At 68.6% G+C, this 12,453-nt stretch carries 8 protein-coding genes and 1 tRNA gene; 6 read left to right on the top strand and 3 right to left on the bottom strand.

Annotation, left to right across the window (positions count from 1 at the left end; all coding sequences use genetic code 11):
- Positions 1-3: 3 nt before the first annotated feature.
- Entirely contained in the window at positions 4-1,593 is a 1,590-nt protein-coding gene (gene purH / locus EJJ38_RS16875) for a bifunctional phosphoribosylaminoimidazolecarboxamide formyltransferase/IMP cyclohydrolase (RefSeq protein ID WP_127091355.1), read from the top strand.
- A 233-nt stretch (positions 1,594-1,826) separates the two neighbouring features.
- The gene (locus EJJ38_RS16870; RefSeq protein WP_127091353.1) at positions 1,827-4,493 is read left to right on the top strand and encodes a bifunctional acetate--CoA ligase family protein/GNAT family N-acetyltransferase; all 2,667 of its coding nucleotides are present in this window, start codon (positions 1,827-1,829) and stop codon (positions 4,491-4,493) included.
- Between the two features lie 67 nt (positions 4,494-4,560).
- On the opposite strand, the gene hemH is transcribed toward EJJ38_RS16870, so the two are convergent.
- Positions 4,561-5,610, bottom strand: a complete 1,050-nt coding sequence (gene hemH, locus EJJ38_RS16865; RefSeq protein ID WP_127091351.1) for a ferrochelatase — start codon at positions 5,608-5,610, stop codon at positions 4,561-4,563.
- 7 nt (positions 5,611-5,617) lie between these two features.
- Positions 5,618-5,935, bottom strand: coding sequence for a heme-degrading protein HmuQ (gene hmuQ / locus EJJ38_RS16860; RefSeq protein ID WP_127091349.1), 318 nt, complete (start codon positions 5,933-5,935; stop codon positions 5,618-5,620).
- A gap of 133 nt (positions 5,936-6,068) precedes the next feature.
- Here hmuQ and EJJ38_RS16855 point away from each other — a divergent pair, with 133 nt between their 5' ends.
- Both EJJ38_RS16855 and EJJ38_RS16850 read left to right on the top strand, forming a co-directional pair.
- A complete protein-coding gene (locus tag EJJ38_RS16855; RefSeq protein WP_127091347.1) occupies positions 6,069-6,908 on the top strand; it encodes an SDR family oxidoreductase in 840 nt (279 codons plus the stop codon).
- A gap of 142 nt (positions 6,909-7,050) precedes the next feature.
- Entirely contained in the window at positions 7,051-9,933 is a 2,883-nt protein-coding gene (locus EJJ38_RS16850) for a DUF4114 domain-containing protein (RefSeq protein WP_127091345.1), read from the top strand.
- A 39-nt stretch (positions 9,934-9,972) separates the two neighbouring features.
- Here the strand turns inward: EJJ38_RS16850 and EJJ38_RS16845 are convergent.
- Positions 9,973-10,047 (bottom strand) — tRNA-Val (locus EJJ38_RS16845).
- A 210-nt stretch (positions 10,048-10,257) separates the two neighbouring features.
- Here EJJ38_RS16845 and EJJ38_RS20700 point away from each other — a divergent pair.
- On the top strand, positions 10,258-11,460 hold the full coding sequence (locus EJJ38_RS20700; protein WP_245454297.1) for an extensin-like domain-containing protein: 1,203 nt from the start codon (positions 10,258-10,260) through the stop codon (positions 11,458-11,460).
- Between the two features lie 122 nt (positions 11,461-11,582).
- Positions 11,583-12,449 carry an EamA family transporter gene (locus tag EJJ38_RS16835; RefSeq protein WP_127091341.1) on the top strand — a complete coding sequence of 289 codons (867 nt, stop codon included), beginning with the start codon at positions 11,583-11,585 and terminating at the stop codon, positions 12,447-12,449.
- Positions 12,450-12,453 lie beyond the last annotated feature (4 nt).

Raw genomic sequence — 12,453 nt, 5'->3', positions numbered from 1 at the left:
CCGATGCCCGTCGATGTCCGTCCTGTCACCCGTGCCCTGATCTCGGTGTCCGACAAGAGCGGCCTCATTCCCTTCGCGCAGGCGCTGGTGCGCCATGGCGTGCAGCTCATTTCCACGGGCGGCACCGCGAAGGCGATCGCCGAGGCCGGCCTCGACGTGATGGACGTGTCCGAGCTGACCGGCTTTCCCGAGATGATGGACGGGCGCGTGAAGACGCTGCACCCCAAGGTACATGGTGGCATCCTCGCCATCCGCGCCGATGCGGGCCACCAGGCCTCCATGGCCGAGCACGGCATCGTCCCCATCGATCTGGTGGTGGTGAACCTCTATCCGTTCGAGGCCACCATCGCGCGCGGCGCTGATTTCGAGACCGCCATCGAGAATATCGACATTGGCGGCCCCTCCATGATCCGGGGCGCGGCCAAGAACCATCACGACGTGGCCGTTGTGGTGGACACGGCAGATTATGACGCGGTGATCCACGACATCGAGCTGCATGGCGGCACCACGGGCGCGCTGCGCCGCCGCCTCGCCCAGACCGCCTATGCCCGCACCGCCGCCTATGACGCGGCCATCTCCAATTGGTTCGCCGACCAGCTGAAGCTGACCGCGCCCGCCTACCGCGCCGTGGGGGGCAAGCTGCAGGAAGAACTGCGCTACGGCGAGAACCCGCACCAGACGGCGGCCTTCTACACCACCTCGGAACAGCGCGCGGGTGTCTCCACCGCCCGGCAGGTGCAGGGCAAGCAGCTCTCCTTCAACAACATCAACGACACGGACGCCGCCTTCGAGTGCGTGGCTGAGTTCGCCCCGGCGCGCACCGCCGCCGTGGTGATCGTGAAGCATGCCAATCCCTGCGGCGTGGCCGAGGGGGGCTCGCTGGAAGAGGCCTACAAGAAGGCGCTGGCCTGCGACCCCGTCTCGGCCTTCGGCGGCATCATCGCCGTGAACCGCCTGCTGGATGCCGAAGCGGCGCGGGCCATGACGGAGATCTTCACCGAGGTGATCATCGCCCCGGACGCCAGCGAGGAGGCCATCGCCATCATCGCCGCGAAGAAGAATCTGCGCCTCCTGCTCACCGGCGGCCTGCCCGATCCCAAGGCGCCGGGCCTCAATATCCGCAGCGTCGCCGGGGGCCTGCTGGTGCAGTCCCGCGATGCGGCCAGCGTGGACGAGATGCAGCTGAAGGTGGTGACCAAGCGCGCGCCCAGCGATCGCGAACTGGCGGACATGCGCTTCGCCTTCCGCGTGGCGAAGCATGTGAAGTCCAACACCATCGTCTATGCGCGTGACCTTGCCACCGTGGGCGTGGGCGCGGGGCAGATGAGCCGGGTGGACAGCGCCCGCATCGCCGCCCGCAAGGCCATGGACGCCGCCGAGGCGGCGGGCCTCTCCGAGCCGCTCACCAACGGCTCCGTGGTGGCGTCCGACGCCTTCTTCCCCTTCGCCGACGGCCTGCTGGCGGCTGTGGAGGCGGGAGCGACGGCGGTGATCCAGCCGGGCGGCTCCATGCGCGACCATGAGGTGATCGCGGCCGCCGACGCGGCGGGCCTCGCCATGGTGTTCACCGGCGTGCGCCACTTCAAGCACTGACCGGCGGGATGGCGTTCATCCGTATGAAGGAGATTTGAGCCGGCTCATGTTGCGCCGCATCAAAGCGGCACGCGGCCGGAGGAGGCACGCAGAGGCACAGGCCCCGGCAGGGGGCAAGCCAGGCAGCCCGCGGCGGGCGAAGCGAGGCAGCCCCCGGCGGGCGAAGCGAGGCAGCCCCCGGCGGGCGAAGCGAGGCAGCCCCCGGCGGGCGAAGCGAGGAAGGTAAGTCGCACATGACGACCCGTAATCTCGACGCGCTGTTCCACCCGTCCTCCATCGCCCTCATCGGCGCCAGCAACCGGCCCGGCTCCGTGGGCTCGGTCATCGCCCGCAACCTGTTCGAGGCGGGCTTCGACGGGCCGATCCTCACCGTGAACCCCAAGGAGCGGGCGATCCGCTCCTCCCTGAACTATGCCAGCGTCGCGGATCTCCCCATCCCGGTGGATCTCGCGGTTATCGCCACGCCCCCCGATGCCATTCCCGGCGTGATCGCGGAACTGGGCGCGAAGGGGTGTCGGGCGGCGGTGGTCATCACCGCCGGGTTCGGCGAGGGCGACAAGGTGGAAGGCCGGGAGTTGCGCCAGCAGATGCTGGATGCGGCGAAGCCCCATCTGCTGCGCATTGTCGGCCCCAATTGCATCGGCTTCATCTCCACCAAGCCGCGCATCAACGCGTCCTTCGCCCATGTGATGCCCAAGCAGGGGGACGTGGCCTTCGTCACCCAGTCCGGCGCCATGGCCACCGCCGTTCTGGACTGGGCCCATGCGCGCGGCTTCGGCTTCTCCCACATCGCCTCGCTGGGCGACATGGCGGACGTGGATTTCGGCGACCTGCTGGACTATCTCGCCCTCGACAGCCAGACCAAGGCCATCCTGCTCTATGTGGAGAGCATCACGGACGCCCGGAAGTTCATGTCGGCCGGGCGCATCGCGGCGCGCACCAAGCCGGTCATCGTCATCAAGTCCGGCCGCAGCGCCGCGGGTGCCAAGGCGGCGCTCTCCCATACCGGCGCGCTTGCCGGTTCCGACATCGTCTATGACGCCGCCTTCCGGCGCGCGGGCATGCTGCGGGTCTATGAGCTGCGCGAGCTGTTCGAGGCGGTCACCACGCTCTCATCCGGCCTGCGCCTGAAGGGCGAACGGCTCTCCATCCTCACCAATGGCGGTGGGGCTGGCGTTCTGGCCACCGACGCGCTGGAAGGCACGCCGGTTCAGATCGCGAGCCTCGCGCCCGCCACGGTGGAGGCGCTGGACAAGGTGCTGCCCTCCACCTGGTCGCGGGGCAACCCCGTGGACATTATCGGCGACGCGCCGGGCAAGCGCTACGCGGACAGCCTGTCCGTCCTCTTGTCCGATCCCGGCTCGGACGCCGTGCTGGTGCTGAACTGCCCCACGGCGGTGGCGGATTCCACCGAGGTGGCGGACGCGGTCATCAATACGCTGGCGCAGCGCCCCGGCGCGCCCGTGCTCACCTGCTGGCTGGGCGAGACGGCGGTGGCCGAGGCGCGCCGCCGGTTCGCGGCCAAGCGCATTCCCACCTACGAGACGCCCGACGAGGCGGTGCAGGCGTTCGTGCATCTGGCCTCCTACCGGCGCAACCAGACGCTGCTCATGGAAACCCCGCCCGCGCGCGGCTTCGAGGAGCCGGACCGCTCCAAGGCGCGGGAGATCGTGCAGGCGGCGGTGGCGGCCGGGCGAACCACCCTCACCGAGTTCGAGGCCAAGGGCGTGCTCGCGGCCTATGACATTCCGGTGGTGGCGACCCGCCGGGCCACGTCCCCGGAGGATGCCGCCCGTCAGGCCGCCGAGATCGGCCGCCCGGTGGCGCTCAAGATCCTCTCCCACGACATCTCCCACAAGACCGATGTGGGCGGCGTGCGGCTGGACCTGCGCTCGCCCGAGGCGGTGGAGGAGGCGGCCCGCACCATGCTGGAGACCGTGGCCCAGCGCCGGCCGGACGCCCGCATCGAGGGCTTCACGGTGCAGGAGATGATCCACCGACCGCAGGCCCAGGAACTCATCGTCGGCATCTCCAACGACGCCACCTTCGGCCCTGTCATCCTGTTCGGCGAGGGCGGGGTGGCGGTGGAGGTGATCGCGGACCGGGCGGTGGCGCTGCCGCCGCTCAACCGGCGTCTGGCGCGCGAGATGATCGAGCGCACCCGTGTCGCCAAGCGCCTCGCGGGCTATCGCGACCGGCCCCCGGCGGATTTCGAGGCCATCGAGGCCACGCTGGTGAAGATCTCCGACCTGCTGGGCGACATCCCGGAGATCACGGAGCTGGACATCAATCCGCTGCTGGCGGACGCGAGCGGGGTGATCGCACTGGATGCGCGCATCGTCGCCCACGAATCCGACGGCGTCGGCACGCGGCGCTTCGCCATCCGGCCCTATCCCACGCGCCTTGTGGGTCGCATCACGGTCTCGGACGGGCAGTCGCTGGAGCTGCGGCCGATCCGGCCGGAGGATGAGCCCGGCCTCGTGGAGATGGTGCGGCGTTCCGCGCCCGCCGACGTGCGCATGCGGTTCCTCGGTGCGCTGAAGGACTTTCCCCATCTCATGGCGGCCCGCCTGTCGCAGATCGACTATCACCGGGAAATGGCGCTGGTGGCGGTCAATGACGAGCGGGAGATCGTGGGCGCGGTGCATGTCATCGCCGACCCGGACAACGAGGTCGCCGAATACGCCATCATGGTGCGCTCGGACCAGAAGGGGCGGGGCCTCGGCTTCGGCCTGATGACGCAGATCCTGGACTATGCCCGCCAGCAGGGCATGAAGAAGGTCTATGGCGACGTGCTGCGCGAGAACCAGGCCATGCTGCGCGTGGCGGAGGATCTCGGCTTCACGGTGCGCGCGGGCAGCGATGACCCGACCCTGGTGCGGGTGGACCTGGACCTGTGAGCTTCTGGTCCGCCGTGCGCCCCTCTCCCGCGTGCGGGGGAGGGGATTGCGGGGTGACGGGGCGCTTTTATCCCACCCAGCCCATCAGCTCCCGCCGCACCACAGCCTCGATCACCCGCATGCCGTCGGGCGTGTCGTTGAGGCAGGGGATGGCCGCGAATTTCTCGCCGCCGGCATGCAGGAAGATTTCCCGGTTCTCGCCGCCGATCTCCTCCAGCGTCTCCAGGCAGTCCGCCGTGAAGCCGGGATTGACGATGGCGAGCCGCTTCACGCCGCTCCTGGCCAGGGCCTCCACGGTTTTGTCCGTATAGGGCTGGAGCCATTCCTCGCTGCCGAAGCGCGACTGGAAGGTGAGGCGGAAGCGCTCCTCGCTGAAGCCCAGATGCTCGCGCATGAGCCGGGCGGTCTTCACGCACTGGCAGTGATAGGGGTCGCCCTTCCGAAGGTAGGACTGGGGCACGCCGTGGAACGAGGCGAGGATCACCTCGGGCTCGAAATCCAGCGCCGCCAGATGGCCTTTGAGGGACGCGCAAGCCGCCTCGATATAGACCGGGTCGTCATGCCAGGGCGGCGCCACGCGGATGCTGGGCTGCCAGCGCATGGTCTTCAGCGCGTCGAACGCCTTGTCACACACGGTGGCCGAGGTGGCGGCGGAATATTGCGGATAGAGCGGCACGATGAGGATGCGCTCGCACCCCTGCTGCTGGAGGGCGGCGAGGCGTTCGGCGATGGGCGGCTTGCCGTAGCGCATGGCCCAGTCCACCACGATACGGTCATCGCCGGGGCCGATGGCGGCGAACAGCTTCTCCGCCTGGGCGCGGGTGATGGTCTTCAGCGGCCCCTCATTGCGCTGCTTGTTCCAGATGGTGTCGTAGTCCTTGCCCTTCGGCCCCGGCCGCTTGGTGAGGACGATGAGGTTCAGCACCAGCCACCAGACCACGCGATTGGCCTCGATCACGCGCCGGTCGGAGAGGAATTCCTTCAGATAGGCGCGCATGGACCAGTAGTCGGTCGCCTCGGGCGTGCCGAGATTGACCAGCAGCACGCCAATCCGCCCGAACGGGGCCTTGGGATGCTCGGGCGGAAGCGCTGCGGGAGTGGAGGGGGATTGCGGCATGCGCCCCTCAGCCGGCGGTCTGGGAGAGGATGCTCTCGAAGCCCTCGAATTCGGGATGGCCGAGATAACTCACCTTGGTCCCCCCGGCATTGCGATGGGCGGCGCGGAAGGCGTCGGAGCGGGTCCAGGCCTCGAAGTCCGCCTTGCTCTGCCACAGGGTATGGGAGGCGTAGAGCACATGGTCCTCCTTCGTCGGGCCCTTCAGGAGGTCGAAGGCGACGAAGCCGGGGACGCTGGAGAGATGGCTGTCCCGTTCGCGCCAGATGCGCTCGAACTCGGCTTCCGATCCGGGCTTCACCTTGAAGCGGTTCATGGCGATGAACATGGGGCTCTCCGGGACTGGTGCGGCCCTCGCCCGCCGGGCGGTGCCGTGCTTGTGTGCGGGGGACTCTATCCCGTCCTTGCGCGGCGGGCGCAAGGGCGCTCTTGTTCGCACCGACCCCGACCGGAGCGCGCCCATGACATCGCCCTATGCCCATCCCGCCCTTTCCCAGGACCGCGTGGCGGTGGTGACGGGCGGTGCCTCGGGGCTCGGACTTGCGGCCGCGCAGCGTTTTGCCGCGCTCGGCATGAAGGTGTGCATCGCCGACCGTGGCGCCGACCGGCTCCAGGCGGCCGCGGACCTCATCGGCGGTGACGTGCTCGCCATTGACGCGGATGTGAGCCGCCGCGCGGACCTGGAGCGGCTGGAGCGCGCGGTGCGCGCGCGTTTTTCGCGCATCGACGTGCTGATGAACAATGCGGGCATCCAGCCCGGCTCCGCCGTCCTGTCCGACGGGGCGGACTGGCGCCGTATCCTCGACGTGAACCTGTTCGGGGTGATCGAGGGGACCCAGGTGTTCCTGCCCGGCATGATCGCTCAAGGGTCGCCGGCGCTCGTCATCAATACCGGCTCCAAGCAGGGCATCACCACGCCGCCCGGCGACCCGGCTTACAATGTCTCCAAGGCCGGGGTGAAGGTGTTCACCGAGGCGCTTGAGCACGACCTGCGCAACCGGCCGGACTGCCAGGTGCGCGCGCATCTGTTCATCCCCGGCTTCGTCTTCACGCCCCTGGCGGTGCGCGGGCGCACCGAGAAGCCCGCCGGAGCCTGGACGGCGGACGAGACCGTGGACTTCATGCTCGGCCGGGTGGATGCGGGCGACTTCTATGTGCTGTGCCCGGACAATGACGTGACGCGCGCCATGGACGAGAAGCGCATCCTGTGGGCAGCGGGGGATCTCGCCCATAACCGTCCGCCGCTCTCGCGCTGGCATCCCGACTATCGCGATGAGTTCGACGCCTATCTGAAGTCTTGAGCTTCAGCTTTCGGCGGTGCGCATCTCCCCGCACGGGGACACTGTGCCGGCCATCCATTGGTTTCCCGCCGGATCCGTGCTTGTCTGCCGCGCATATTGCGTACACGCTTCGATGGATTGCCCCAGAAGCGGGAGATGAGACATGGTCGAGATCGCCAACTCCTCCTATCTGAACTTCGTTGCCTGGCGGTACAACAACGCGGAGACCGTGCCGGAGGCCTTCGGGTTCGATACCGGCCATGAATACGGCCTCGCCGCCGACATCACCCTGAACCTCGCCTTGGTGATCGACCGGGCGAGCAATCCGGCGGCGCTCCTCGCGCTGGACTGGGCCGGCCGCCAGCAGGCTTTGGCGGAGTTGAATGCCGATGGAACCCTCTGGGACCTCTATGGCGGGCGGCAGGACCATTACAATGCGGTGGTGAACGGCCTCGCCGATCGGGGCATCACGCCGGAAGGCACGGGCAGCGGCTATGTGAACACGGCGGAAGCCCGCACCGTCTGGGTCAGCCTGACACCACAGGAATTCTTCGATCTCACGGGCCAGCGCCTGCATTGGGTCGGCGGCACGGCGGACGATCCCTGGGCTGTCTATTGGCAGGGCAATCTCAATCTGCCGGATGCCTGGGGCGACCTCGTGAAGGGCCTGTGGGTGGATGTCTTCAACATCCCCAGCCAGACCGGCACGGGCACGGGCGTGACGCTGGGCCAGGGCCCGCAAAGCCCGGGCAATGCCACGAGCCTCGATTACGAGGCCGTCAGCTACTACGCCAACACCATCGCCGACCTCTATAATTTCCCGCTTTCCGGCGACACGACCTTGTCCCTGGGGCTTCTGGGGCTGGTGGAGCCGTCCGTGGGGGCGGCGCTGCCGCTCGATGCCACCGCCGATTTCCAGACCCTCCTGGACCAGTTCCGGCTCGGGGCCGGGTTCACCTCTGGCGGCAGCGTCTTCCAGGTGGGCAATTCGGCACCCTGGGCGGATTCCTGGGACCGGGCGGGCGAGCGCTCGCTGGACGTGGGCGTGGCGGCGGCGGTCAATCCCAGTGCGGACATGGCGCTCTATAGCGGGCCCGGCCTTGCGAACCAGAGCAATTTCACCGGCTATCAGGGGGCGATCTGGGACACGGTCAACAATCCCGCCGTGCTCTCCTCGTCCTGGACCGACGAGATGTCCCCCGCGCCCGGCTCGCCTTTCTATGTGGCCTACCGGGAATTGTTCGTGGACGCCGCGCTGCGCGGCATCACCATGTTCAACGACGCCTCCGACGGCGGCTCCAGTGCCCAGATCGGCAACGGCCTCACCAATGTCTGGCAGAACAATACCAGCCCCTATGTGGTGGTGGTGGGCGGCAGTTCGCTGAGCACGCCGGTCTCGGCCCAGGCGGACGCGACCCTCGCGGACTATGTCGCCTCCGCCCGCGCGCTGGACAAGACCACCCTGGCGGCCCTGGTGGCGGGCGGGCTGAAGACCCTGCCCACCGATGCGGCCGACCTCTCGGTTTTCATGGAGACGGTCTGGAACCAGTATCGGCTCTCCGGCGCCCATCTCGATCCCGGCTATGTCACCAACGAGACCACGGGCGGGGGCGTGGATATCACGCAAGGCGTGCCGTCCTACCAGCAGGCGTTCGGGCTGAACCCGCAGGGGCTGGGCGCCTCCTCCGGCACGGGGCGCGGCTCGCCGGACGTGTCGGCGCTGGCCGGCGGCAACATGTTCTACAACCTGCCCAGCAGTGACATGGAGACCTTCGAGCAGGGCGGCTTCGGCACCAGCGCCGCGACGCCGCTCTGGGCCTCTCTGGGGCTCCAGATCAACGCCATCCTGGCTGACCAGGGGCTGCCCTATTCCCTCGGCTACATGACGGACCTGCTCTACAACGCGGCCGTGATCGCGCCCGCCGCCTTCAACGATGTGCGGGTGGGCAACAATACCAGCACCTTCGTCTATGGCGGCGACATCCACACGCCCGACGGCGACGGCGGCACGGACGACATCACCCCGCTGGGCATCGGCTATTCGGCGGGCCCGGGCTACGACCTCGTATCGGGCCTCGGCACGCCCAACGGCGTGCTGCTGGCGCGCGCGCTTTCCGCCATCACCCATGCCCAGATCTGGTCGGACGCACCCGCGCTCGCGGTCTCCGATGGTGTCGGCGGGCTCCAGAGCGGGGCGGAGCAGGCGCTGCTGCTCCAGCCCGTCTTTGCGGGCACGGGTTCTTATGATGTCACCATCGGACTGCAGACCTATTCCGCCACGGGCGTCTTCGCCGCGCCGGAAGCCTGGTCGCGCCAGTTCGCCCAGCAGGTTTTGCAGGACGATTTCGATCCCGGCCTCGTCACCTTGTTCGACGGCCTGTCCCAGGCCCGGCCCCAGGAAGCGTGGGCCGGGGTCGGCGCGTCCCTGTCTGCGGTCATCGGAGGGCTCGGCACCACGGCGCCCCAGTCCAGCCTCAGCCTGGATTACGGCTTCGTGGACCTTGTCACCTCATCGGGCACCAGCGCCATGGAACTGGCGCGCCCCGTGGCCATCGCGGCCAATGCGGGCGGGCTGGACGATGCGGAGGCGGTGGTGCGCGTGCGCCAGAGCGGGGCCAGCGACGGCCTCTCGGTCACCTTCTACAAGGTGGACGATCTCGGCGGCATCATCGGCGGGGTGCGGCCTGGGGAGGCGGGCTACGGCGCCCTCGCTTTGGGCCGGGCCTATGAACTGGCGGACGGCGGCACGCAACTCCACGGTCCCGGCTTCGGCCAATATGCCCAGTCCACTTTGCTGGATGTGGACCAGGGCGACATCATCGCCATGATCCTCACCAATGCTCCCACGGGCGGCACCGCCCATACCTATTACGCCTTCGCCGCCGCCAATGAGACGGTGGACGGGCAGCAGGTGGCGCATCTGTGGAATTACGGCCTCAACACCTGGGGGTGGGAAGACCTCTATGGCGGCGGGGACCAGGACTATAACGATCTCGTGGTCCAGCTCGACTTCACCAGCGCGGCAGGCTCGGGCGTCCTCATCTGAGGGCGCTCTGCCAATGCAGGCTGCCGGGAAGGGTGCGGATGGTGGGCGCGACAGGGATCGAACCTGTGACCCCTACGATGTCAACGTAGTGCTCTCCCGCTGAGCTACGCGCCCATCCGCCGGGAGGTCGCTCTATATCGGCTCGCTTCGCCGTGCGCAAGACAGCCGGCGCGGAAATAAGGGCCACATCCCCGGAAGGCGATCGTCCTTAACCCCATCTCAACCACCCCCGCCCATGCTGAGGGCATGACGCGCGGTGTATTCAGGTATCTCGTAGCCCCGCTCGTCTGCGTGGGGCTCCTGTTGTCGGGCTGTCGTTTCGATATGTTCGACCGACGGGAGCCCTGGCGCGCCGAGGCGGAGGAGAAGTGCCTCGCCGAAAAAGGCGTGACCGTTTCCGCTTATGTGGAGCCCATGAGCGCCATTGACGGGCGCGGCGCCTGCGGCATGGAGCATCCCTTCCGCGTGACGGCTTTGGGCGAGGGCACGGTGGAAGTGTCGCCGCGCGCGACGCTCGCCTGCCCGGTGATCCGCGACCTTAATATTTGGCTGGAGAATGTGGTGCAGCCCGCCGCCATGGCCTGGATGGGCCAGCCGGTGGTGGGCATCAAGCAGATGTCGTCCTATTCCTGCCGCGGCATGAACGGCAGCGCCACCGCGCGGATTTCCGAGCATGCCTTCGGCAATGCCCTGGACATCGGCTCCTTCACCTTCGCCGACGGGCGCACCATCACCATCAAGGAGAATTGGCGCGGACCGCAGGATGCGCGCGGCTTCCTGCTGCAGGTGCAGGCGGGCGCCTGCGAGGTGTTCACCACCACTTTGGCGCCGGGCTCCAACATCTACCATTACGACCATATCCATGTGGACCTGATGCGCCGTGCCAAGCGGCCGGTCATCTGCCAGCCGGCGCCCCGGCCCATGCCGCCGCCGGTGCTCATGGCGCGCCAGCCCGCTGGGGCCTATCCGCCGGGCATCGCGCCGCCTTCGGGCCCGGCCCCGTTCCCCGGCGTCGCCCCGCCCTCCGGGCCGCCCCCGCTCATGGGCCGTCCGGCGCCGGTGAGCGCGCCGTCCAATGCGCCTTTGGGCGCGCCCATGGACATCATGCCCCATCCGCCCGAGCAGGGGATGGAGGATGAGGAAGAGGCCACTGTCCCGGGTGCGCCCCAGGCGCCTGCCGCGCAGCAGATGCCGCAGGCCGTGGCTCCGCCCCCGTATTCCGGCGGCCCGTCCTATGCTCCGCCTTATTCTCCGCCGCGCGGCTATCCCGCGTCGGGGGATCCCAACCAGCCGGTGCTGATGCCGCCGGGCGCGGTGCCGCAGCCCAACACGCTGCGCCCGCCGGGACCCATGTCGTCGCTTCCGGGCCAATCCTACGGCGCGGGGGGGCGGTCCTACGCGCCGGAGACGGGCCCCTCGGCGGGACCGTTCGCCACCGGCTCCATCACCCAGCGGAAATATTATTCCGTGCCGGTGCCCCAGCCCTCCACCATCCCCCTGCCTTTGGCGGAACCGGGCGCGGACTGAGTAACACTTATCGCGTGGGGCGATGGGTGGGTTCACGGAAAGTCGTTTGAGGCCAGCGCGCCGCTGGCCTATGGAGAGCCCATGCGGGCCGCGCTGGTCCGTCCTGCCTGCCGGAACCTTCCATGGCGCCCCGCCACATCGCCCTCGCCGTCCTGGTGACGATCGTCTGGGGCTTGAATTTCGTCGTCATCCGCAAGGGGCTGGATCATTATCCCCCGCTCCTGCTGATCACGCTGCGCTTCCTGCTGGCGGCGCTGCCGGTCTTCTTCGTGCCGCGCCCGCGCATTCCGCTGGGCCTCATGCTCGCCATGGGGCTCACCTGGTTCCTCGGCCAGTTCGCCTTCCTGTTCTGGGGCGTCGCCAACGGCATGCCGCCGGGCCTTGCCTCGCTCACGCTTCAGTCGCAGGCCTTCTTCACCATCCTCATCGCGACCCTCGTGTTGCACGAGAAGCCGAGCGCGCGACAGATGGCGGGCACCGGCGTCGCCTTTCTCGGCGTCCTGCTCATCGGTGCCAGCGTCGGCGGGGACATGACACTCGCGGGGCTGGGCTTCTGCCTTCTGGGGGCGCTGAGCTGGGCCATCGGCAATGTGCTGGTGCGCCGCGCGCCGCCCGCGGACATGTTCGCTCTGGTGGTGTGGCTGAGCCTCGTGCCCATCCTACCGGCGCTGGTCTTGTCGCTGACGGTGGAAGGCTGGCCGGCCATAAGCGCGGCGCTGCTCGCCCCGTCTTTCGAGGGGCTGTGGACGCTGGCTTATCTGGTGGTGGCGGCGACCCTGTTCGGCTTCGCCATGTGGGGCAAGCTGCTGAAGCTCTATCCCGCCGGGCTCGTGGCGCCCTTTTCCCTCTTGGTGCCGCTGACCGGCACCGTGACGGCGGCCCTCGTCCTGGGCGAGCAGTTTCCGCCGCTGCGGATCGCGGGGATGGCCCTCATCCTGGCCGGACTTCTGGTCATCGCCCTGCCGCGCCAGAAGCGCGGCAGGGGATAGGGGA

This window comes from Aquabacter cavernae (assembly GCF_003993795.1).
GTDB classification, from domain to species: Bacteria; Pseudomonadota; Alphaproteobacteria; order Rhizobiales; family Xanthobacteraceae; genus Aquabacter; species Aquabacter cavernae.
Note: the sequence above shows the minus strand (reverse complement) of the source record. Positions and strands in the feature narration are given on the sequence as shown.

Coding starts and splice junctions, on each gene's coding strand:
- purH (WP_127091355.1), top strand. CDS start 4: ATGCCCGTCGATGTCCGTCCTGTCACCCGTGCCCTGATCTCGGTGTCC.
- EJJ38_RS16870 (WP_127091353.1), top strand. CDS start 1,827: ATGACGACCCGTAATCTCGACGCGCTGTTCCACCCGTCCTCCATCGCC.
- hemH (WP_127091351.1), bottom strand. CDS start 5,610: ATGCCGCAATCCCCCTCCACTCCCGCAGCGCTTCCGCCCGAGCATCCC.
- hmuQ (WP_127091349.1), bottom strand. CDS start 5,935: ATGTTCATCGCCATGAACCGCTTCAAGGTGAAGCCCGGATCGGAAGCC.
- EJJ38_RS16855 (WP_127091347.1), top strand. CDS start 6,069: ATGACATCGCCCTATGCCCATCCCGCCCTTTCCCAGGACCGCGTGGCG.
- EJJ38_RS16850 (WP_127091345.1), top strand. CDS start 7,051: ATGGTCGAGATCGCCAACTCCTCCTATCTGAACTTCGTTGCCTGGCGG.
- EJJ38_RS20700 (WP_245454297.1), top strand. CDS start 10,258: ATGTTCGACCGACGGGAGCCCTGGCGCGCCGAGGCGGAGGAGAAGTGC.
- EJJ38_RS16835 (WP_127091341.1), top strand. CDS start 11,583: ATGGCGCCCCGCCACATCGCCCTCGCCGTCCTGGTGACGATCGTCTGG.